Source organism: Streptomyces sp. NBC_01294 (genome assembly GCF_035917235.1).
Classification (GTDB): Bacteria; Actinomycetota; Actinomycetes; order Streptomycetales; family Streptomycetaceae; genus Streptomyces; species Streptomyces caledonius.
The window spans coordinates 8,167,447-8,188,807 of record NZ_CP108423.1 but is presented as its reverse complement, the minus strand read 5'-3'; the positions used below and the strand labels follow the sequence as shown (position 1 = coordinate 8,188,807).

At 70.9% G+C, this 21,361-nt stretch carries 17 protein-coding genes and 4 pseudogenes; 13 read left to right on the top strand and 8 right to left on the bottom strand.

Annotated elements, in window-relative coordinates:
- The first annotated feature begins 218 nt into the window (after nt 1-218).
- The 3 genes from OG534_RS37230 to OG534_RS37220 all read left to right on the top strand — a co-directional run bounded on the left by OG534_RS37230 (nt 219) and on the right by OG534_RS37220 (nt 4,121).
- Nucleotides 219-2,933, top strand: a complete 2,715-nt coding sequence (locus OG534_RS37230) for an AAA family ATPase (RefSeq protein WP_326593387.1) — start codon at nt 219-221, stop codon at nt 2,931-2,933.
- A 207-nt stretch (nt 2,934-3,140) separates the two neighbouring features.
- A complete protein-coding gene (locus OG534_RS37225; protein WP_326586040.1) occupies nt 3,141-3,449 on the top strand; it encodes a hypothetical protein in 309 nt (102 codons plus the stop codon).
- Nucleotides 3,450-3,695: 246 nt separating this feature from the next.
- A complete protein-coding gene (locus tag OG534_RS37220) occupies nt 3,696-4,121 on the top strand; it encodes a pyridoxamine 5'-phosphate oxidase family protein (protein ID WP_326586041.1) in 426 nt (141 codons plus the stop codon).
- A gap of 140 nt (nt 4,122-4,261) precedes the next feature.
- Here OG534_RS37220 and OG534_RS37215 read toward each other — a convergent pair whose 3' ends face one another.
- The gene (locus tag OG534_RS37215; RefSeq protein ID WP_326593385.1) at nt 4,262-4,609 is read right to left on the bottom strand and encodes a hypothetical protein; all 348 of its coding nucleotides are present in this window, start codon (nt 4,607-4,609) and stop codon (nt 4,262-4,264) included.
- A 959-nt stretch (nt 4,610-5,568) separates the two neighbouring features.
- On the opposite strand from OG534_RS37215, the pseudogene OG534_RS37210 reads away from it, so the two are divergent.
- Both OG534_RS37210 and OG534_RS37205 read left to right on the top strand, forming a co-directional pair.
- Nucleotides 5,569-6,777, top strand: a pseudogene (locus tag OG534_RS37210) (IS701 family transposase).
- 174 nt (nt 6,778-6,951) lie between these two features.
- Nucleotides 6,952-7,832, top strand: a protein-coding gene (locus OG534_RS37205; RefSeq protein ID WP_326593400.1) for an IS5 family transposase whose coding sequence is annotated in 2 segments (ribosomal slippage) — nt 6,952-7,315 and nt 7,315-7,832 — 882 coding nt in all. Because the reading frame shifts where the segments join, the coding sequence is not laid out codon by codon here.
- 12 nt (nt 7,833-7,844) lie between these two features.
- On the opposite strand, the gene OG534_RS37200 is transcribed toward OG534_RS37205, so the two are convergent.
- Nucleotides 7,845-8,351 carry a DinB family protein gene (locus OG534_RS37200; RefSeq protein WP_326586043.1) on the bottom strand — a complete coding sequence of 169 codons (507 nt, stop codon included), beginning with the start codon at nt 8,349-8,351 and terminating at the stop codon, nt 7,845-7,847.
- A gap of 155 nt (nt 8,352-8,506) precedes the next feature.
- Between OG534_RS37200 and OG534_RS37195 the strand changes: the two genes are divergently transcribed.
- Nucleotides 8,507-9,016, top strand: coding sequence for a DUF2199 domain-containing protein (locus OG534_RS37195; protein ID WP_326586044.1), 510 nt, complete (start codon nt 8,507-8,509; stop codon nt 9,014-9,016).
- Between the two features lie 100 nt (nt 9,017-9,116).
- The gene (locus tag OG534_RS37190) at nt 9,117-10,340 is read left to right on the top strand and encodes a serine hydrolase domain-containing protein (RefSeq protein ID WP_326586045.1); all 1,224 of its coding nucleotides are present in this window, start codon (nt 9,117-9,119) and stop codon (nt 10,338-10,340) included.
- Nucleotides 10,341-10,659: 319 nt separating this feature from the next.
- On the opposite strand, the gene OG534_RS37185 is transcribed toward OG534_RS37190, so the two are convergent.
- Nucleotides 10,660-10,935 carry a hypothetical protein gene (locus tag OG534_RS37185; protein WP_326593384.1) on the bottom strand — a complete coding sequence of 92 codons (276 nt, stop codon included), beginning with the start codon at nt 10,933-10,935 and terminating at the stop codon, nt 10,660-10,662.
- Here OG534_RS37185 and OG534_RS38890 point away from each other — a divergent pair.
- The 3 genes and pseudogenes from OG534_RS38890 to OG534_RS37175 form a co-directional block, all read left to right on the top strand.
- A pseudogene (locus OG534_RS38890) lies at nt 10,898-11,155 on the top strand (DUF4232 domain-containing protein); the annotation flags it as partial. The gene OG534_RS37185 and the pseudogene OG534_RS38890 sit on opposite strands and share 38 nt — an antisense overlap.
- Before the next feature lie 59 nt (nt 11,156-11,214).
- Nucleotides 11,215-11,346 carry a hypothetical protein gene (locus tag OG534_RS37180; RefSeq protein WP_326593383.1) on the top strand — a complete coding sequence of 44 codons (132 nt, stop codon included), beginning with the start codon at nt 11,215-11,217 and terminating at the stop codon, nt 11,344-11,346.
- 179 nt (nt 11,347-11,525) lie between these two features.
- Entirely contained in the window at nt 11,526-11,795 is a 270-nt protein-coding gene (locus tag OG534_RS37175; protein WP_326586047.1) for a hypothetical protein, read from the top strand.
- 351 nt (nt 11,796-12,146) lie between these two features.
- Here OG534_RS37175 and OG534_RS37170 read toward each other — a convergent pair whose 3' ends face one another.
- Nucleotides 12,147-12,386 carry a hypothetical protein gene (locus OG534_RS37170; RefSeq protein WP_326593382.1) on the bottom strand — a complete coding sequence of 80 codons (240 nt, stop codon included), beginning with the start codon at nt 12,384-12,386 and terminating at the stop codon, nt 12,147-12,149.
- Nucleotides 12,387-12,556: 170 nt separating this feature from the next.
- Between OG534_RS37170 and OG534_RS37165 the strand changes: the two genes are divergently transcribed.
- Complete coding sequence (locus OG534_RS37165; protein WP_326593381.1) at nt 12,557-13,624, top strand: epoxide hydrolase family protein; 1,068 nt, start codon at nt 12,557-12,559, stop codon at nt 13,622-13,624.
- Between the two features lie 466 nt (nt 13,625-14,090).
- On the opposite strand, the gene OG534_RS37160 is transcribed toward OG534_RS37165, so the two are convergent.
- From OG534_RS37160 to OG534_RS37145, 4 genes are all read right to left on the bottom strand, one after another.
- The gene (locus OG534_RS37160) at nt 14,091-15,311 is read right to left on the bottom strand and encodes a fibronectin type III domain-containing protein (RefSeq protein ID WP_326593380.1); all 1,221 of its coding nucleotides are present in this window, start codon (nt 15,309-15,311) and stop codon (nt 14,091-14,093) included.
- A 744-nt stretch (nt 15,312-16,055) separates the two neighbouring features.
- On the bottom strand, nt 16,056-16,415 hold the full coding sequence (locus OG534_RS37155; RefSeq protein WP_326593378.1) for a hypothetical protein: 360 nt from the start codon (nt 16,413-16,415) through the stop codon (nt 16,056-16,058).
- Between the two features lie 344 nt (nt 16,416-16,759).
- A complete protein-coding gene (locus OG534_RS37150) occupies nt 16,760-17,848 on the bottom strand; it encodes a serine hydrolase domain-containing protein (RefSeq protein WP_326593376.1) in 1,089 nt (362 codons plus the stop codon).
- Nucleotides 17,849-18,171: 323 nt separating this feature from the next.
- A complete protein-coding gene (locus OG534_RS37145) occupies nt 18,172-18,744 on the bottom strand; it encodes a TetR/AcrR family transcriptional regulator (RefSeq protein WP_326593375.1) in 573 nt (190 codons plus the stop codon).
- 139 nt (nt 18,745-18,883) lie between these two features.
- Here OG534_RS37145 and OG534_RS37140 point away from each other — a divergent pair.
- Together OG534_RS37140 and OG534_RS38885 are read left to right on the top strand one after the other, a co-directional pair.
- A pseudogene (locus OG534_RS37140) lies at nt 18,884-19,677 on the top strand (SDR family NAD(P)-dependent oxidoreductase).
- A 624-nt stretch (nt 19,678-20,301) separates the two neighbouring features.
- Nucleotides 20,302-21,339, top strand: a pseudogene (locus tag OG534_RS38885) (CehA/McbA family metallohydrolase); the annotation flags it as partial.
- Nucleotides 21,340-21,361: the final 22 nt, after the last annotated feature.

Below are 21,361 nucleotides of genomic sequence, written 5' to 3'. Positions count from 1 at the left end.
GGGACGGACGGGAAGAGGCGCGCGGTCGAGGGGTCGCCGCCGTCAGGTGGACAGGGGGGTCTTGTGGTGCGGGCATTGGTGGCGGGGGGGTCGGGTGTTTTCCCGAGCCGTATGTCAGCGAGGACGACGAGGCCGACGGCGTCCCAGCCTTCACACCGCTGCCGGCCGTCGCTGAGGCGGTACGGGAGCTGGCCTCTGCCCTGGAGCGAGCCGGTGCCATGATGGGCGGGGACCCGCTGCTGGAGTGTGACGAGGGCGAGTTCATGCGGCGCTGGCGAGAGCTGCGCCGGCACCCCGGTCACGGCGAGCCTCTCGTCGTACATTTCGCCGGCCACGGCATTCAGGCCGGCAGTGGCGGCCTGTACCTGGCCGCATCGGGCGGCGAGGCACGCGAGGACTTGCTCGCCGACACCTGTGTCAGCTTCGGACGGCTTCTGGAAGGAGCCGAGAACTGCGGGCGGCCGGTGCTGTTCCTGCTGGACGTGTGCGAGGCAGGTCAGGCCGTCGTCCAGCAACAGCTCGCCGACCTCGCGGCCCGCCGGCGGCAGGACGCACCACGGAACGTGTGGATCATCGGGGCCTGTACCAGCGGCGCTGTCACCTACGGAGCCCGCTTCAGCACCGCCACAGCCACGATCCTGCACCAGCTGGCCGACGGCGACCTCGACATCACCCCCACGGTGGAGTACGTGCCCCTCGCGGACTTCGCCGTCGCCGTCGACCGTCATCTCGCCCGCACCGACCGCGCCGCCGGACGCCCCCGGCAGACCCTGCTGCTCACCCCGCAGGTGCGTGCGGACCCCGAGCCGCAACCGTTCTTCCGCAACCCCGCACACACCGCCGACCCCCGGGGAGACCTCTTGGCCGGCATGGACCCGAGGCTGCGCGAATTCGCCCTCGGCTGTGCACCCGGCCTGGACCCGCTGCACTTCGCGACCCGCGCGGCCGGCAACCCCACCGCGAACGACATCCTCTTCTCAGGCCGCCGTTCCCCACTGGACCGCATCCAGGCATGGACAGACGCCCCGCGTGCCGGTCAGGAACGGCTCCTGGTGGTCACCGGCGGACCGGGCAGCGGAAAGTCCGCGCTCCTCGGCGTCACCGCCTGCCTGCTCCACCCCGAACTGGACCCCCTCGGCAACCGTGTCGCCCGGGCGGTAGAGCACTTCGACCCCCGGCAACCGGACACCGTGCTCGCCGTCCACGCCCGCCAGCTCACCCTCCGGCAGATCACCGACTCCCTGCGCCACCAACTCCACCACCAGAAGCAGCATGGCACCGGCCCGACCCGCACCGGATCAGGCGGGCCATCACCGCGGTCAGACGGCCCGGCCGGCGCTGAACAGGCAGACACGGCTGAGCTCGTGGCCACACTGCGCGCTTGCGGCGACGTACTCGTGATCCTTGACGCTCTGGACGAGGCCGACGATCCCGCCGCCGTGGTCAACAGGCTCCTCCTGCCCCTCGCCGCCGCCGACACCGGTACGGAGCCCTCCGGTTGCCGCGTCGTGATCGGCACCCGGAAGTGGTGGGACACCCTGCCTGCGCTGCGCCACTATCTGACCGAGTACCCCGATGCGGAACTCGACCTCGATCCCGCCACTGACCATGACCGTCGTGTCCTCGCCTGCGACCTCGAGACCTACTTGCGCGGGCTCCTCCCCCGCCGCCGCTATCCGCGAGACGAAGTCCGCCGCATCGCCGACCGGCTCGCCCAGTACAGCGACCACGGCGCCTTCCTCGTCGCCGCCCTGTACGCCGACCACCTGCTCCACAGCGGCCAGCCGATCGGCTCAGGGCCGCCCTGCACCATCACGGAAGTCTTCGACCTTCACGTCCAGAGCCTGGCCTCGGACGATCCGTGGATCCGGGCCGTTCTCAACGTCCTCGGCCAGGCCCGCGGCCAGGGCATGCCCCTCGACCTCATCCACGCGGCCGCCCTTGCCCAGCAACCTGCCGGCCCAGGCCGGACCACTCCCCCACTCGCCGACACCCGCCGTGCCCTCGCCAAGACCGCCTTCTACCTCCGGACCACCCCCGATACCGACCACCGCCTCCTCTACCGCTACTTCCACCAGGCCCTGACCGACCACGCCAGGCCCCACGCCGACCCCGCCACCGTCCACCGCGCCCTCGTCGCCGGCATCCCCACCACCGAGGACGGCACCCCCGACTGGGCCGACGCCCACCCCTACCTCCTACGCCACGCGGCCGCCCACGCCGCCGCAGCCGGCGGCGACGCTCTCGATCAACTCCTCACCGACCCCTGCTACCTCCTCCACGCCGACCCCGACACCCTCGCCCCTCACCTCCACCACGCACGTACCGAGCAGGGCCTCCTCCACGCCGATATCTACCGCACCACCGTCACCCACGACCCGCGCCGCCACCACGCCGAGGCCCGCCGCGCCCTGCTCGCCCTCGACGCCGCGGCTTGGCAGCAGTCCGGCCTCGCGCGCACCATCACCCACGCCCCGCTCGCCGGGCGGCCCGTTCCTCCGACTCCGGCGTGGGCGACGCGTCAGACCCACGCCGCCCGGCGGCACACGCTCACCGGCCATACAGACGTAGTGCGGGCGGTTGCGGTGGTGGAAGGCCCGGACGGGCCTCTCGCGATCACCGCCGGCGACGACAGGACGGCGATCGTCTGGGACGTGGTCAGCGGCGCCCGGCGCCACACGCTCAGCGGCCACAACGGAGACGTACGGGCCGTCGCGGTGGTGAACGGCCCGAAGGGACCCCTCGCCATCACCGCCAGCAATCACGGGACCGCGATCGTCTGGGATGCCAAGAGCGGTAGGGACGTCTCGCGCACCCACCTGCCGCACGGAGGGATCCAGGTGGCCGCAGCCGGGACCGGCTTCATGCTTGCCTACGGGCGGGAGGTTGCGTACTTCGCATGCCCATGCCCCTGCCCATGCCCATGCCCATGACGAGACAGCGTGCACGATGAACGGTCGCAGCACTGACCACCACTGACCTGGCCCAGTAACCCAGACACGCCGCGGCGGGGCTGCGGGCTTGCAGGCAGCACCCGGCATTCTGGTCTGGAGCTTGAGGGGTTTGAAGCGCGACACCGGGGCATCCCACAACGAGGCCCCGCGTTTGCCAGCGCCTTTGCCAGCCGACAGGAGGCAGCAGTGACCACCTACGTCATCACCGTGCCCGGCACGTTCCTGAAGGACGTCGACGATGCAGCACGCTCCGCGCTGGCCAGGAGGCTGGCCTCGCACCACACCGACTTGAGCGAGGCCGAAGACGTGGAACTGCTCACGGTCCACGAGGACGGTACCTTCTCCGTCCGGCTCGAAGTCGAGGCCTCGAACCGGGCCACGGCCGAGGCCGACGCCGTCCGCCTGGCAGCCGACGCCCTGGAAGAGCTGGGGTTCTCGGAGAAGGACGCGCCCCTGGGACCTCCGGCGGTCACAGGGGTCGACGGCGAGTCCTGAGCAGAACGCCGGGTATCCGGCTACGGGGTCCCCGCCCGGTAGGGCCCTGAAGCGCGCATGACCACTGGCCACTCCCTCAAACCCCTCCCCGGCGAACCGATCAGGCCACGTCGTCCCCTCTCCTCCGCGTGGCCCACGCCACCGGGCGCTGGTTCGCTGCGCGGCCATGCGGGTGACGTACGGGGAATGGGCAGGAGCGGGGAGAGGTTTTCACAGAGTAGGCCTTCCGTCCTGAAGGAGGATGCCGTGGCACTGTCCCGGACCGAGCGTGAGCAGTTCCTCGCCGAACCCCACATCGCTGCCCTCGCCGTGAGCGCGGGCGATGACCGTGCGCCGCTGACGGTACCGATCTGGTACCACTACACCCGCGGCGGCGACATCTGGATCATGACCGGCCGCGACTCCCGCAAGGCCGAACTGATCAAGTCCGCGGGCCGGTTCAGCCTGATGGTCGACCGCGTGGAGCCGACGATCCGGTACGTGTCGGTCGAGGGCCCGGTCGTCTCGACCGTACCGGCGGTGCGCGAGCAGCTGGTGTGGATCTCCTCGCGGTACCTGCCCCCTGAGAAGGTGGACGGCTACGTCGACGACGCGTGGAAGAACCACGGCGAGCAGGTCGTCATCCACATGCGTCCGGCACGGTGGGTGAGTTCGGACCTCGGCCAGGTGTAGACCGGCCGCTGCTCCCGGTGGTGCCGGCCTCAGCTCGGCGAGCCGTCGGCATGCCCGGGCCGAACGGCGTCGGGCAAGCCGCTACCGATGCGAAGGGGACCGACCGACCCGAGCCTCAGGGCCCCTCCCGGACGTCTCCTCTACTGGATGTTCAACCCCACCGGATGCGCGCCGTCCGCCGGACACACGAACACCCGCAACTCCCCGAAGCGCCCCACGGTCAGACCCGGATCACCGCCGCTGTCCACCGTCAGGAACAACCGCATCCCCGCCCCGCACACACCGCAGTCCACCCGCATCCGATTGGTCAGGTGCCAGCTCGGCCACCCTCCGACCTTCCACCCGGGCCTGCAGGCCAGCGTCCGGTGGTACTCCGTCCCCCGGGCCCGCGCCCACGCCTCACCCCGCTCGAACAGCTCCTCCGGTATCTCGTCGCCCGCCGGCAGGTCCACCACCTCCGCCGGATCCAGCACACACGGCCGAGCCACATAGATCCCCTGCGCCCCCGCCGACCGAGGGGCCTCCGCCACGGCCCCCACGTCCGACGACGACCGGAACCTCACCGTCACCGTCGGCCCCCAGTAGAACCGCCCGGCCTGCCGGCTCCGCGTGATCCTGCGGACACCACAACACCTGCACCACATCCGCGCCTCCGGGCCACTCCCACCCCGGCACATCCCGCGCGAACACCTGCACCACGGGCACCATGGGCACCCCGTCACCGACCCCGGCCGGCTCGCACCGCACACGCTCCCAGGACGCCAGGTCAAGGGACCCGCCGTCCATGATGCGGTCCATCAGCTCGGAATCCTCCGCGCCGACCACCGACACCCGCCGTCTCCGGCGCTCCCGCCTCCGACGGTCGATCCCCGCCCAGAGCTCCCGCTCCTCGTCGGTCAGCGCCTCGCGCACCTCGACGAGTCGCGGCTCGCGGCACACGGGCCACGCCTCCTCGACCGGCCACAACAGCGGTCCCCCGATGGAACTCTCCCGCACACCGGGCGTGCCGGCCGTCGGCCGGAGGAGGGTGGCGGAGCGGGCGTAGGGGGCGAAGTCCGGTAGCGCGGCGGTGAGGTCGGTCATCGGGGCAGGCTAGGGCATCTCAGCGAGTGCCACACGCCCACGAGCTCCGCCTTCACCCGACACGGGTTCTCACCGTAGGCAACCACGGCTGCGAACACCGCATCCAGGGCGGCCTGGAGCGGGTCGGCCTCGGCGGCGTCGAGCAACGTACGGGTCAGCACTGACAGTTGCGCCGCCCCCGCGAGGCTGCCTCTCGCTCAACTGGCCCGGTTCTGCGGGACTCTGCCTCGTCGCCGTCGACACGGGGGGGGCGTCGGCAGCGGCTGTCGGGTGGTGGCCTCCGGTGACGCTTGTTCAGGCGGTCGCTAGTAGTGCTTTGTTACCCGGTCTTGTCACGTCGGGTGTTCGGTAGTTCGCTGGTTGTATGAGGGCTGGGGAGCTTGGGGCGGTGCGGGTCCGGTTGGAGGAGTTCGCTTCGGAGGTGTTCGCGCCGCTGGTGCGGCGGGACTGGCTGGAGAAGGGCCAGTTGTATCTGCGGGGCCTGTTGCTGGACGGCCGACGCAAGGTCGATGCAGCCGATGGCCGAACGCCTCGGAATCGATCACCAGCAGCTGCAGCAGTTCATGACGTCCTCGACCTGGCCGGTCGAGGACGTCCAGGCCCGGCTCGCATGGCGGGCCGTGGCCGCGGTGCGGCCCGAGGTCTGGGTCGTGGACGACACCGGCTTCCCCAAGGACGGAACCGCCTCGCCGGGCGTGGCCCGCCAGTACTCGGGCACGCTGGGCAAGGTCGGCAACTGCCAGATCGGCGTCAGCGTCCACGCCGCTTCCGACACGGCCTCCTGTCCGCTGTCCTGGCGGCTGTTCCTGCCGGCTGGCTGGGACGGGCCCGAGGCGGCCGTCCGCCACAAGGCCTGCCGGATCCCCGCCACCGAACACCACCGCCCCAAGTGGCAGCTCGCGCTGGACATGCTCGACGAGCTGTCCGCGATCGGTCTGCGGCCCGCCGCGCTGGTCGCCGACGCCGGCTACGGCGCGAACGCCGACTTCCGTCACGGCCTTCAGGACCGGGGTCTGGCCTACGTCCTGCAGGTCAAGGGCGGGATGACCGCCCATGGTGAGGAGGCCGAGCCGCATCAGCCCGCCTGCAGCGGGCTCGGGCCCCGCCCTCTGCCTCGATACCGCACCCGGCCACGTTCCTTACGCGACCATGTGCTGGCTGCCGGGCGGAGCCGTGGCCGGACGCTGACCTGGCGCAAAGGCTCCAGGGCCGCGATGAGCTCGCACTTCGTGCACCTTCGGGTCCGCCTCGCCGGCCGCCGCCCGAAACCGGCAGCCGACGGGACGATCCCCTCGTCTGGCTGATCGCGCAGTGGCCCGAGGACGAGGCGGAGCCGGTGAAGTACTGGATCTCGAACCTGCCCGCGAACATCCCTGCCAAGGACCTGGTCCGCCTGGCGAAGGCCCGGTGGCGGATCGAGCACGACTACCGCGAGCTGAAGACCGTCCTGGGCCTGGACCACTTCGAGGGCCGCTCGTTCACCGGCTGGCACCGCCACGTCACCCTCGTCACCGCCGCCCACCTGTTCCTGACCGAACAGCGGAGGAGCCCCAAAGCCCCTGCCAGGGCCTGACCCTCTACCAGGCCCTGGACCTCCTCCAACACCTACTCGCCACCTGGACCGGCACCTGCCCCACCTGCCGACAACCCACCCCATGGCAGCCCCACGACACCAGCTAACAAAGCACTACTAGGGCCTGTCCGGCGGATCTTGTGACCGTCGTGGCATCGGGTCGTTGGCATGAGCATGGGGCGGGGAGATTTAGCGCATGAGGAGTGGGCCCGGCTGAAGCCGCATCTGCCGAAGTCCGGGCAGCGCGGCGGCCGGTGGGCCGGCCACCGCAGGGTCATCAACGGGATCCTGTACCGACTGCGCACGGGGGTGCCGTGGCGGGATCTAGCTGCGCGTTTCGGCCCTTGGAAGACGGTGTACGAACGGCACAGACGCTGGTCGGCGGACGGCACTTGGGACAGGATCTTCGCGGCCGTCCTGGCCGACGCCGACGCGGAAGGCCGGATCGACTGGTCGATGGTAAGCGTCGATTCGACCTCCTGCCGGGCCCATCAGCACGCCGCCGGGGCTCGTAGGAAACCGCCACGAGTGCCGGGAAAAGACGCACGCCCCGACAGCACCGCCCCGACGAGGGACTCGGACGCTCCCGGGGCGGTCTGACCTGCAAGATCCACCTCGCCGGTGAGGGTGGACGCCGCCCCCTGGCCCTGCTGATCACTCCGGGCCAGTGGGGCGACGCTCCGCAGCTCATCCCGGTCATGGACCGCATCCATGTCGCCCGCCTCGGCGGCGGACACCCGCGCACGCGGCCCGACCATCTCGGCGGCGACAAGGCGCACTCCTCCCGCCGCAACCGCCGCTACCTGCGACGACGCCAGATCAAGCACACCATTCCCGAACCGAAGAACCAGCGGGCCAACCGCCAACGAAGGGGCAGCAAGGGCGGCCGGCCCGCAGGCTTCGACAAGACGATCTACAAGCGCAGGAACGAAGTCGAGCGGACGATCAACGCGTTGAAGAACTTCCGGGCCGTGGCGACGAGGTTCGACAAGCGCGGCTACGTCTTCCAAAGCACCGTCACCGTCGCCTCGATCCGACTCTGGCTTCGCCCGTGATCTCTGCCGGATCTAGTCGCCGGTCTGGCCGTCGAGCATCTCGCGCAGGATGTCCAGGTGGCCGTTGTGGCGGGCTGTCTCCTCGGTGAGGTGGAGGAGGATCCAGCGCAGGTCGACATGGAGACCGTCGCGGACGGCTCCCTTGGCCTGGGTGTCCAGGCTGTTCCCGGCGACCAGTTCGCGGTAACGGGCGCTCTGTTCGGCGTATTCGTCGAGCAACTGCGTGAGCGGGAAGTCGACGGCGATACGCATCTCGCGGTCGGGGTCCTCATCGGTCCAGGGGCCCTGGTCTTCCTCGCCGAGGAAGACCACCTGGAACCAGTAGTACTCGACCCAGCGGAGATGGTTGATCAATCCGCTCATGGTCATCAGCGGTGAGCCCGGCAGGAGCGCCTTGCGGGCGTTCTCCACCGAGACGCCATCGCACTTGGCGCGGGCGGTGTCACGTGCGTAGTCGAGAAACGTGGTGAGCTGGGTGCGCTCGTCCCACGCGGGCGGCGTGTCGTCGATTCTGGTCATCGCGCGAAGCGTCCCCGATCACGCGACCGATGTCGAAGTATTTTTCGACGGGCCCAACCTGTTCCACCTAGCTCCTTGTCCGGCGGGTCGCTACAGCGATTCAGCGCCGGTGGGCCGCCCGGCATGATCCGCCGGACAGGCCCTAGGCTCGCGCCATGTCTATCGATCTCGGTTTCACATGCTCCTCCTGCGGCGAACAGCACGCAGACCTTCCCATGGCCTACTCTGCCATGGCTCCTGACGACTGGGACCCCAGCTTCGAAAGTGATCCGGACAGCATGTTGTCGTCCGACCAGTGTGTGATCAAGGGCCAGCACTTCTTCGTCAGAGGGATGATCGAGATACCGGTGATCGGCAGCCAGGACGTCTTCTCGTGGGGCGTCTGGGTCTCTCTGAGCAGGGACAATTTCGCCCGTGCTCTCGAGGTGTGGAACACGGAGGGCCGTGAAGCCGAGAAGCCGTACTTCGGCTGGCTCAGCACCGAGCTCGCGCTCTACTCCGAGAGCACCACCAACCTCAAGACCAACGCCCACACGCGACCGGTGGGCAAGCGCCCTTCCATCGAGCTGGAGCCCAACGAGCACCCGCTCGCCGTCGAACAGCGCACCGGGATCACGCAGGACCGTGTGCGTGAGATCGCCGTGGCGGTGCTGCATCCGGCCTGAGTCACCTCATGTCGTCGTCGGAACACCGGTCGTAGGCGGGTGGGCCCTTCCCCGACGGGTGCCGGGGGATATCCCCCCTTCCGATCCTGGGGTGCATCGGATGGTCTCCGCCCGTCGGGCGGACCTAGCGTTCCGCCATGACTTCGACTTCACGCTCGCGCCTCTCCGTGGTACTGGCCACGGCCACCGCCTGCTGCTCGCCGCCACGGCGGCGAGCGCCGTGGCCCGACCCCCGGGTTCCTCCGCCGCAGACCAGTTACGCCGGGACACCGAGGCGATCCACGCCCTCGGTGTCAGCGGCGTGCAGGCCCGCACGGTCGCACCAGGCGGTCGGCAGTCGGTCGCCACGAGCGGCACGGCCGACCTGCGCACCGGCCGCCCGGTCTCGTCCAACGGGTACTTCCGCATGGCCAGCACGTCCAAGACGATGGTCGCCACCGTGGTCCTCCAACTGGAGGCGGAGGGCAGGCTCTCCCTGGACGACACCGTCGACCGCCGACTGCCAGGAGTGGTGCGGGGGAACGGCAACGACGGCAGCCGGATCACCCTCCGCCAACTGCTCCAGCACACCAGCGGCATCCACGACGACCTGCCCGGATACACCACACCGGAGGAATACCGGCAGCAGCGCCACGACGTCCACAGCCCCGAGCAGCTGGTTGCCCGAGCCATGGCCCACGCGCCGAACTTCCCGCCCGGTGAGGGCTGGGAGTACTCCAACACCGGCTACGTCCTGCTGGACATGATCATCCGGATGGCCACCGGTCAACCAGCCCACCGGGAGATCGAAGACCGCATCCTGCGCCCGCTCGGCCTCGACCAGACCCGGTGGATGGGCACCTCGCCCACCCTGCCCCGTCCGCACGCCCGGGCGTACCAGCTCTTCGGCCCCGGTTCCGTGGTGGACGTCACCGAACAGATACCGGTGGACCACCAGAACCTTTCGTGGGTCACGACCACACCGGACGAGAACGACTTCTTCCGCGCCCTGCTCGGGGGCCGCCTGCTGCCGAAGGGTCAACTGGCCAAGATGAAGCAGACCGTCCCCGTGAGCGCGGAGGTCCAACAGCTGTGGCCCGGCGGCCGATACGGGCTCGGCCTGGTTGAACGCCCCCTGACCTGCGGGGGAACCTACTGGAGCCACGAGGGCGGCGACGGCGGCTACATCACCCACAACGGCGTCACCGACGACGGCAAGCGAAGCGCCGTCGTCTCCATGTCCGAGGCACGCGGCGACACCCCGGAGCACATACTGGCCCAGGAGGGCGCGGCCGGCACCCTGATCGACAACGCGTTGTGCGCCGGGGGCCGCGGCACCTCGTGAGCGAAGGCGTCCCCCGAGTCGGCCATGGCGGCCCCTTGGAGGCGCGTAGCGGTCGGCGGTCCCGTCGGGGCCAGGTGATCCATGGGGTCGGGGTCGAGGGGGGCAGGGCGGGATCACCTGGTGGACGATCCGGCGGGCAGTGGAGGGACCACGACCACTTGGACGGAATGGTGACTTCACGTCCTGGGTCCGTAACGGTCCCACGGGAAGGGGATTCCAGCGATTCCGCCGGGCACAACCGAATGGTCGACCACACGTTTCGAGCCAGGTGAAGGCACACGGGGGCTACCATGCGCACTGCCCGCAAGAGCTGGAAGACCTACGCCCTTGGGGTCCCGGCCATCGCCGCGCTCCTCTCGTCCACGGCCTGCCAGTCCGGCGGCGCGGACGACGGCAAGAGCCCCACCGCCTCCGGCAGCCCGAGTGCGACCGGCGTCCCCACGCCCTCCGGTACGCCGAGCACGGCCGGCACCGCCCAGCCCGGTGGCGGCGGTACGACCGGCCCCTCGCAGAGCCCGGGTGGCGGCTCGGCCGGCCCCGGCGGCGGTGACACCACCATCGCGGCCTGCAATGACAACGACCTCTCGATCGACACGTCGGGGTGGCGACAGGATTCGGGCCAGCACCTCCTCATCACGGCCACCAACTTCACCGACAGGGCCTGCACCCTCTACCACTACCCGTACGTCCGCTTCGGCACCGACATCGGAGCTCCGGTCAGTCCGATGGAGTCCGAGCCGCGGGCCATCGCCACGATCGGGCCGAAGGAGAAGGCGTATGCGGGCCTGTTCGTCTTCGGGCCGGCCAGAAGACGACGAACGTCACATCGTTCTCCCTCGGCTACCAGGACCGCGCCCCCAACAGCAACACGGATGTGGCACCGCTCGACATCAGGCTGTCGGACGAGGTCGAGTCCCTCACCGTCGGCCCCACGCCCCGGGTCACGTACTGGAACACCGATCTCCGCGCGGTCGAGGACTTCCTGTTCAGGTCGGGCAACAGCTAGGAGCTCCCTCATCGGGGGCCGGGCGCTGCCGCTGGGCCGAGCAACCGGGGGGAAGCACAACGGCGGTGGAGCCGCGGTTCGATTTCGGGTGTGAGACTTGTGACTCATCACATACGAGTCCGACCTGCGCCTGCTCGCCGGGCTCCGCGTGGCCGGGCTCCTGGTCGGAGGACATTTTCGTGGCGAGGGGCAGGCAGCTGGCCGTGGTCACGAACGGCGAACGCGCGATGGTGGTCCTGACGGATACCGATGGCAGCCCCTGGGAGCACCTCGTCGATCCGCACGCCGACAGCAGCTCTGGGCGCTATCCACTGTCCAACGGGCAGATCGACACATACGCCGACCGTGACACCGTCACCTTCGACCTTGCGTGCCGTGCCGTCGCGCACTTCATCACCCACGCAACCTGGCCCGCCGACGTGAGCATCGAGGACGACCGCAGCTCCTGACCCGGCGCGCCGGGTTCCGATCGGGGGCCGGGCGGTCGATACACAATCAGCCGGCGACCGGACCTGGGCCGAGCGTTCGCCGAGTGGATGGGCGGCGCCCTCCGGGGGCACCCTGCGGGTGTCACGTCCGTGACGGCCCCGGACTCCTCTCCAACCTCAGCTGCGGGGCCGAGCTCCCGTCCCGGGCTCTCCCGTGGAGCCAGATCGCGGAGTTCGCAGTGGACCTGCACGTCATGGTCGTGCTCGCCGTCGTCATCGTTGATGTCGAACTGTCGTGCTCGGCACGCAGGAAGACGAGGGCTTGCTCTCTCCGCGGTCCATTGCGCACGCCGGCCCTCCTCACTTCGTGAATCAGCACCTTGACGTCGTGGGGCGGGTCGTCGGGGGCGGGGTCGCGGCGGATGCCTTCGGATTCGGCGAGCTCGTGGCGGACGGCGACCGCGTGTCACTGCGGTAGATGCCGGTGCGGCGGCCGAGTCCGGCCTGGCCGGCCGCGCCGGCCTCGGCGAGGGCGACCAGTGCGGCGAAGTGTCCCTTGTGCGCGCCCTCGGCGGCCAGACACTCGCCGACGAGGCGGTCAGCGACGGCCACAGACACCGGCGTGCAGCCGGGCCGGTGGGGGGCGCGTTCGGGAGGCGGGAGGCGGGGTCGGGTTTATGGCGGCCTCCCCCTCCCCCCTTGCGTTAGTGCTACCAACGATCTAGCCGCGTTAGTGGCACGAACGTTTGGGCTGCGAATGAATCTTCCTGGAGGGAAGAACCGTGATCAAGCCGTTCCGCATCGACATCCCCCAGACCGACCTCGACGACCTGGCCGACCGTCTCTCCCGCACCCGTTGGCCCAACGAGGTCGCCGACGCCGGGTGGGACTACGGCTTCCCGCTGGCGCGGCTGAAGGAGCTGGCCGCGTACTGGCGCACCGGCTACGACTGGCGTGCGCACGAGGCCGAGCTCAACGGGCTGCCGCACTTCACCACCGAAATCGACGGCCAGAAAATCCACTTCGTCCACGTCCGGTCGGCGAAGCCGGACGCGCTCGCGCTGATCCTCACCCACGGCTGGCCCGGTTCGTTCCTGGAGTTCCTGGACGTGATCGAGCCGCTGTCGCGCGACTTCCACCTGGTGATTCCGTCCATCCCGGGTTACGGCTTCTCGGGGCCGACCCACCAGCGCGGCTGGGACAGCGTCCACGTCGCGCGGGCCTGGGCCGAGCTGATGCGCCGTCTCGGGTACGAGCGCTACGGTGCGCAGGGCGGCGACTTCGGCGCGGGCATCTCGACGGCGCTCGGCGCGGTGGCACCCGAGCAGGTGGTCGGGGTGCACCTCAACTACCTGCCGACGCGGCCGGACCCGGACGCCGACGTCGAACTGTCCGCAACGGATGAAGCCCGGCTGGACAAGGTCAGGCAGCTGATGGCGAACCGCCCGCCGTACCAGGCCCTGCAGGCCACCACCCCGCAGACCATCGGCTACGCGCTGACCGACTCTCCCGTCGGCCAACTGGCCTGGATCGCCGAGCGCTTCGCGCAGTGGACCGACCCCCGCTCGACGATCAGCGACGACCGGATGCTCACCGACGTCTCGCTGTACTGGCTGACCGCCACCGCCGCATCCTCGGCGCGGCTGCACCGCGAGACGCCGCGGCGGACCGAGCCGCGCCCGGTGCCGGTGGGCGTGGCGGTGTTCGCGCACGACATCACCCAGTCGGTGAGACCGCTGGCCGAGCGGTTGTACGACATCAGGCACTGGTCCGAGTTCGACCGCGGCGGGCACTTCGCCGCGATGGAGGTGCCGGAACTACTCGCCGAGGATGTCCGGGGTTCTTCCTGACCAGCATCAAGGACGACGATCAGGTCGCCACCGGCTGAGACGCACCGCCGGCCGCCGCCGCGAACGGCCCGGCGCACGGAGAACGCCCAGGCGGAAGACCCTGCCGAGCAGGCCGCTCGTATCCGCCGCTCGTTCCGGGCCGGGTCAGACGAGATCCGCGATGGTCGTCGCCCATGCGTGGGACATGGCCGTGCTGCCGCTGCCGCCCGCAGCGCCTCGAACGTGTAGAAGTACGTGTTCCCCTGCGCTGCCGTGTCGTCCGTGTAGTTCCTGGTCTCGGTCGGCAACAGCCCGGCGTGCAGCGGTTCGTACGCCTCGGTGGACGGGTTCCACCTGCTGACCCGATAGCCGACGATCGGGTCGCACAGCGAGGTGTCGTGGCATCCCCACGAAACGACGAGCCTGCTCGGTCCGGTGATCATCGTGGCGTAGGACCCGCCGTTGAGGAGCCCGGTGGTGACGACGGTCACGGACGGACGAGGTCCAGCTCGGTGGCCGTGACCGTGGCGACCGTCGGATCGTCGAGCCGCAGCCGGTTGTCCCAGCGGTCCTTGGCTATCACGGCGTAGACGTAGGTCTCGCCGTCGGGGATGGACGGGCAGAGCATCGCCTGCGGGTCGGACGTGCCTTCCGAACAGCTTTCGAGCCAGCGGACCGTGCCGTCGGGCTGACGTACTCCGCGCCAGGCGAAGTACGAGGCGATGTCGTCCTCTGCCGGAGCGTCCCAGCTCAGCAGCATGCCGTCGTTGCGTGGTGTGGCGCGCAGGCCGGTGACCGGGCCGGGGGCCACGCGGTCGCCGCTGCGGACGGTGACGGGGGCGGACAGCGCCGACTCGCTTCCGGCCGCGTCCACCGCGGTGACGGCGTACGTGTAGTGGGCGCCGGGGGTCATGCCCTGGTCGGCGCGCATGCGGTCGTACGCGGAATCGGTGTTCACGCAGGATACGCGGGTTAGCGTGGCGGGGTCGAGGGTGGTGCCCGGAGAGCGGTACAGGCGGAAGTGGCCGCCGTTCACCCGGTCGTTGTCGAAGGAGTCCGGCATCTTCCAGGAGACCCGGGTCTCGGACGCCTGGACGTAGGTGGTCAGGTCCGTCGGGGCCTGCGGGGGCGTCCGGTCGACGCCGTCGCCGATCACGGTCGCGGAGAACGCCGACGGGTTGCCCTTCGCGTCGAGGGCTCGGACGCGGTAGTGGCGGGGGGCGTTGGCGGGCGTGAGGTGGTCGTCGTACGACGGCTGGGTGGTCGTGCCGAGCAGCGTGTACGGGCCGGCCGACTGCGCGGCCCCGTACACCTCGTACCGGGCGGCATCGGCCACGGGCTGCCAGCGCAGCAAGGTGGTGAACCTGTCGCCTGTGGCCGTCAGGCCGGCCGGGGCTGCCGGGCCGGTCCGGTCCAGGGAGGTCGCCGACACGTCGAGGCTGCCGCGGGACTCGCGGCCGCCCTTGTCGACGGTGCGGACCTCGTAGAAGAAGGTCTGGCCGGTGGCCGGCAGCGCGTCGGTGAAGGAGGGGGCGGTGAGCAGGGCGGAGCCGCTGGCCTTGGACCAGCTCGTGGTGGCGAGCCGACGGTACACGCGGTAGCCCGCGAGGTCCGTTTCCTTGCTCGCGGTCCAGCGCAGGGTGGCCTGGCCCGTCATCGCGTCGTACGTGGCGGACAGGCCGGCGGGCGTCGCCGGGACCGCCTCCACCCACCGGTCGAACAGGCGCCCGGCGGGCGGGCGGGCGCCACGCGGTGTGGCGGAGATCGTGGAGGGTGCGACGGAACCGGGGTGTTGCCGGCGGTATCCGGGCTGTCGGTGACGTCGTCCGCGGAGAGCGTGACGGGCGGGTGGCGGCGGTCGCCGGGGTGGCGACGAGGACGCTGCCGACCGTGGTGAGGAGGGCTGTCGTGGCCAGCGCGCTCAGCCGGGTACGAGTGGTCACAGACGAAGGGCCTTTCCAGGACCCCGGCGACATGCCGGGGCTGCTCCGTGAGGAGGTGAAGGTGGCGTGGGAGAGGGCGGCTACGGTCGGGCCCGTGGGGTCGATCCTCCGCCGGAGGGGACTTTACCTTCCGGCATGCGCATCCGAACAGCGGGTTTGGTGGAGGGGTGTTCCAGGGACTCCGGGGAAAGGGACCCACTCGGCCAAATCCCCGCAGACCAGATTCCCGGCGACCTCAGCCCTCCGGAGCCATGCGACCGGCGCGGGGAACACCCGGCCGCCGCAACCCTCACGAAGGGGAGCAATGAGCAACGACCTTCACCGGGACCGGGAGCAGTACCCGGGCCGGGACCGGCTGGTGCCCGCGAGGACCGAAGTCGCATCGAGTGGAGAAGGGATCCGGGTACCGGGTACCCGGTACGGGGAGTATGGGGTGCCGGTCCGCCGGTCCGCCGGTCCGCCGGTCCGCCGGTCCGCCGGTCCGGGGGCCCGCGGCAGGGCAAGGGCCGTCAGGTGCGCGTGCACACGTGGATCGACATGGATCCGGAGAGATCCATGTGGCGGATGCGCAGTTCGCTTCCGTTGTAGGCGGCTTCCAGCTTGCCGAACATGTCGTTGGCGCCCAGCGGGTACCAGGGCAGGGAGAGCGCGACCCGGTCGTCCACGGTGTCGGGGACGCGCTCGGCGAAGGACACGTCGGTGCCCTCGCCCTCCCCCTTGGGGCCGGTGAGCACCTGGATGTCGAGGCGGCCTCGCTGGTGGCTCCACCGGCCGTTCCAGGTGCCGGCGGGACCCGACCAGACGATGCTCCAGGTGCCGTCGGCGCCGGCGACCGCCTCTGCCGTCGCTCTTGCGTCCGCCCTGGCCACCGGGGAGGGTCGACCGGATCGCCCAAGTGCCCTTCACGAATTCCGCGAAGGCGCGCCCCACGACACCGCTCGCAGCGGACGCGGAGGACGTGGGGGACGTGGCGGACGTGGGGGCAGCCGGGGAGTGCGAGAGCGAAGGGGAAGGGGAACCGGACGGGGCAGGCGACGAGGACGGTGGGGCGGCCGGTTTGTCCTTGCCGGTGCAGGCGGCCAGCGGTGTGGCGCCGACCCCGACCGCCAGGTACCGCAAGGTGTTGCGCCGGCCGATGAGTCTCGTCGCCGTTCGGATCTCGCGTGTGTTCATCGGGTCCCCCGCCTCGGTGCATTTGGATCTTGAACCGAGTCTACGAGGTCACCGCCCCCGCCGGACGCCGAGCCGTGTCAGTGCGGCATGGCCGCATGCTCCGACTGAAGGGTGCGCAGGAGGTCGAAGGCAGGGCCGTCCACCGGGCGCTGGGTGTTGCCGAGGGCGATGACGGCAAGCCGCTTCTCGGGTCGAAGCCGACGAAGGAGGAGAAGCCCCCGGTCCCTCCGTTGTGCCAGACCTGGAGGTGGGAGCCCTGCCGGGGGTGGAGGCGGTGAGCCATCCAGCCGAGGTGCACCCAGGCGAAGGGGCTCGTACGGTGCTCGACCGAACGGCTCAGGCGGATCGCCTCGGCGAGCTCTGCGGGACCGCCGTCCAGCTGGGCCCGTACGAAGGCCACCAGGTCGGTCGCGGTCGACCGCAGGCCGCCCGCTCCCACCAGGTCGGCGAGGTGCCACGGTGCGGCGGGGCGCCCGCGGCGGCCGTGACCCTGCGCGGAGCGTTCCGAGCGGGTGCCGTCCACCGTCACGACGGTGTCGGTCATGCCCAACGGGGCGCAGATCTCGCGGGTGATGAGGGCTTCGTACTCCGTGCCGGCCCGGCGGGCGAGGGCCAGCCCCAGCAGCCCGGCGCCGAGGTTGGAGTAGCGGAACCGTTTCCCCGGCGTGGTCCCCAGGCGCGTCCTGGCCAGCCCCGACAGCAGGACGTCGGCCGTGCAGTCGGCGTACGGATCCGGCTTCGACGGGCGCAGCAGAGCCTGGAGGAGCATGCCTCGGGGCAGTCGCGGCAGGCCGGAGGTGTGGGTGGCCAGATGCTGCAGGGTGATCTGACGGCCGTCCCGTGACGGTACGGCCGTCCCGTCGGGCAGCAGATCGCCGAGCGGCTCGTCCAGGCCCACCGTGCCGGCGGATGCCAGGCGCGCCAGGGCCAGGGCGGTGAACGACTTGGTCACCGAGCCGATCTCGAACAGGGTGTCGGGGCCGGGGGCACGGCCGTGGTCCGCGCCGGTGCTGCCGGCACCCCGGATCTCCACGGCGTCTTCCGCCACGACGGCCACTACGGCGCCGACGCGCTGCTCGGCCAGCCGGTCCGCGGTCTGCTGGGCGAGGGTTCCAAGTTCTTGTGCCATGACGGCCATCATGGCTGCGTCCCTCGCGCTACTGGTGCGCCCTGATGATGATTTCCGGCCGTCGGCACTCCGACCTGAGCAGTACGACGAGGCGATGACGGTGGGTCACCCGCGGTCGGGACCACGTGGACGATCTGCCCCTCGGCGGGCCACTGGCCGCGGGCCAGTAGATCCTGATCAAGCGGTGCGAGATCCGATGAGCCAACGACGACCACGGCGCCGCAGCGGGATCCGGGACCGTCCGGCGCCCTCTGGTCCCGCCAAGCAGGCGAGCGGGCGAGCAGGCGAGCAGGCGAGCAGGCGAGCAGGCGAGCAGGCGGCGTCTACGGGGTCTGCGCCGGGGTGAGTTTCGTGAGGATCAGCAGGGTGTCGACGAGGTCCTCGGCGGGGGCGCCGGTGGCCAGGCGGCGCAGTTGCTGTCCGAAGACGAGGGCGACGGCCGCGGCGGCCAGGCGTTCGGGGTCCGGCACGCCGAGTTGGGTCAGGATCCGGGTGGCCAGCAGGTCGTAGGCGGCGAAGCACTCGGCTGCGGCGGCACGCAGCCGTTCGTCGCGGCCGGCTTGGACGTACAGCTCGAAGGGCGCGATGTGGCGGCTGTCGAAGCCGTTGCCGCCCGCGACCTGCGCCACCACCTCGGCCGCCTGTCCGATGTCGAAGCGCTCGTCGGAGCATGCGTCGGCGAGCTGTGTGAAGTGCCGGGTCTCCTCGGCCACGAAGTGCAGCAGGCTCTCGCGCAGCAGCTCGTGCTGGGTGGCGAAGTGGTAGGTGACGGAACCGAGGGAGACTCCGGCCTCCTTCGCGATCCGCCGGTTGGTGACGGCGGCGATGCCGTCCTGCCCGATGATCCGCAGTACGGCGTCGATGATGCTCTGGCGGGTGTCGGAAGCATGGGGCATGGCGTCATTCTGCCCCATCGGCGGGTACGACTGCCCTGGCAGGGCTGGGGCGTTGGCGGCGGACGCGGTGTGGACAAGGGGCGGAGTCATCCCTACTGTTCGTTCGAACGAACAGCCGAAGGCCGCACCGGGAGTTGTCATGGACATATCTGGATCGAACGTTCTCCTCACCGGGGCAACCGGAGGCATCGGCTCCGCACTTGCCGCGCACCTGACCTTGCAGGGGGCCCGCCTCACCGTCACCGGACGGCGGGAGGAGGCCCTCAAGGCCACCGCGGACGCCTGCGGCGCCCGCACCGTGGTCGCCGATCTGGCCGTCCGCGCCGATGTCGTCCGCCTCGCCGAGACCTGCGCCGAGGCGGACGTCCTCGTCGCGAACGCCGCGCTGCCCGCCAGCGGCGACCTTCTGGACTACACCGAGGAGCAGCTCGACCGCGCCCTCGACGTCAACCTTCGCGCGCCCATCCTGCTCACCCGGCTGCTCGCGGCGCACATGGCGGCCCGCGGCCGCACGGCCACATCGTGCTGGTCGGCTCCATTTCCGGCAAGGCGGCGACCAAGTCGACCTCCCTGTACAACGCGACGAAGTTCGGGCTGCGCGGATTCGCCCTCGCCCTGCGCCAGGAGCTCAGGGGCAAGGGGGTGGGAGTGTCCCTGGTCCAGCCCGGCTTCGTCCGCGACGCGGGGATGTTCGCCGCTACCGGTGCCGCCACGCCGAACGGCATCAGGACCGTCACGCCCGACCAGGTCGCCGCCGGCGTCGTACGAGCCGTCCGCCGCGACAGGTGCGAGGTCAATGTCGCGCCACTGGAGCTGCGGCTGCTGAGCGCGATCGCCGGGCAGTTCCCCGGGTTCGCCGAGCGGGTCCAGGCCCGGGCGGACGTCGACGGCTCCGTGCGGCAGATCGTCGACGCCCAGCGATCGAGCCGTTAGGCGGGGCGAGCGCCGGTGCTCCCGCCGCCGGGCCACCGCCGGGCGACCGCCGGGCAGGAGCACCGCTCGCCCCGACTCCCCCACCCTCGTACGGATCCGCCCGCGCCCGCACGCCTCCGCACCCACGCGCCTTCGCACCCGCACCCCGCACGCCTTCCCTGCCACCTCACGTGAACGGAGAGCACGGCTGTGCCGAGTGAACACCTCCCCAAGGACGCGCCCGACCCCAACCCGCATGTCGAGCGCAGGTCCCTGCTCCGATTAGGGGCCCTGCTGGCCGCGGGCGGAGCCGCCGCGCTGGTTCCCGCACCGATCGCGCACGCCACGACGCGGGGCCAGGGGACCGACGCGGTGACCACCACCTACCGCGGCCACTCCCCCTACGGCAACGACCAGTGGGCGTACGTCGCCTTCGACGTCCCCGCCGGAGTGCAACGGATCTCCGTCTCCACCTCCCACGACGCCTCCGCCGGCATCCTGGATCTCGGCATCTTCGGCCCGTCCGGCTTCCGCGGCTGGTCGGGCGGCGAACGGTCCGGGTTCGCCCTCTCCGCGGCGGAAGCCACCCCCGGCTACGTGCCCGGGCCCGTCGAGCCCGGAAAGTGGTCCGTCATCCTCGGGCCGATGGTCGGCAGCGCCGCCGGAATGGCCTGGCAGGTCGACGTCACCCTGCACCACGGAGACCCGCTGCCCCAGGCCCCGTACGACGTCCTGCCGACCTCGGTGGCGGGGCGGGGGCCCGGCTGGTACCGGGGCGACCTGCACCTGCACAGCGTGCACTCCGACGGGAAGCGCACGGTGGACGAGATCGTGGCGGCCGCCCGCCAGGAGGGGCTGCACTTCATCGCCACGTCCGACCACAACACCAGCTCCACCGGCGTGACGTGGCGCGGCAACGTCCCGACCGACCTGCTGGTCATCAACGCCGAGGAGGTCACCACCCGCCACGGCCACTGGCTGGCCGTCGGCCTGCCGCAGGGCGAATGGGTCGACTGGCGCTACGGCCCCGCGAACCAGGGGGCCTTCGAGGGCCACGCCCGGCGCGTGCACAGTCTGGGCGGACTGACGATCGCCGCCCATCCGCTCACGCCGGCACCGGGATCCTTCTGGGAGTTCGGCCTCGACCGCGTGGACGCGCTGGAGGTGTGGAACGGACCGTGGACCCTGGACGACGCCGCCAACATCGCCGCCTGGCACGTCATGCTCTGCCTCGGCAAGCGGGTCGCCGCCGTCGGCAACAGCGACGCCCACAGCCACGGGGACGCCGTCGGCCGGCCGCACAACGTGGTGTACGCCTCCGGCCTGTCGACGCCCGCCGTGCTGGACGCACTGCGTCTGGGCCGGTCGTACGCCGTCGAATCCGCGGCCGTGACCGTGGACTTCACCGCGCGCGCCGGCGGAGCGGTCGCGGGGCCCGGCGAGGAACTGCCGCTGTCGTTCTTCGACGCCGTCGACGTGACCCTGAACGTGACGGGCGCCCCGGACAGCATCGCCACCCTGTACACCGAGTGGGGCATCATGGCCGCCACCTGCATCGACGGCAGCGGCAGCGGGCAGCTGCGCTGGCGCGGCTGGGGCAAGGCCTCCCTGTTCGCCCGGGCCGAGGTGCGCCGGCCCAAGCCCGCCTCCACCACGCTGGACCAACTGGTGGCCCTCACCAACCCGGTGTGGTTCTACTCCGCGC

What these genes read in the sequence shown, in the direction of transcription:
- OG534_RS37230 (WP_326593387.1), top strand. Translation starts at nt 219, where the DNA reads ATGATGGGCGGGGACCCGCTGCTGGAGTGTGACGAGGGCGAGTTCATG.
- OG534_RS37200 (WP_326586043.1), bottom strand. Translation starts at nt 8,351, where the DNA reads ATGACCAGAATCGACGACACGCCGCCCGCGTGGGACGAGCGCACCCAG.
- OG534_RS37195 (WP_326586044.1), top strand. Translation starts at nt 8,507, where the DNA reads ATGTCTATCGATCTCGGTTTCACATGCTCCTCCTGCGGCGAACAGCAC.
- OG534_RS37190 (WP_326586045.1), top strand. Translation starts at nt 9,117, where the DNA reads ATGGTCTCCGCCCGTCGGGCGGACCTAGCGTTCCGCCATGACTTCGAC.
- OG534_RS37150 (WP_326593376.1), bottom strand. Translation starts at nt 17,848, where the DNA reads ATGGCACAAGAACTTGGAACCCTCGCCCAGCAGACCGCGGACCGGCTG.
- OG534_RS37145 (WP_326593375.1), bottom strand. Translation starts at nt 18,744, where the DNA reads ATGCCCCATGCTTCCGACACCCGCCAGAGCATCATCGACGCCGTACTG.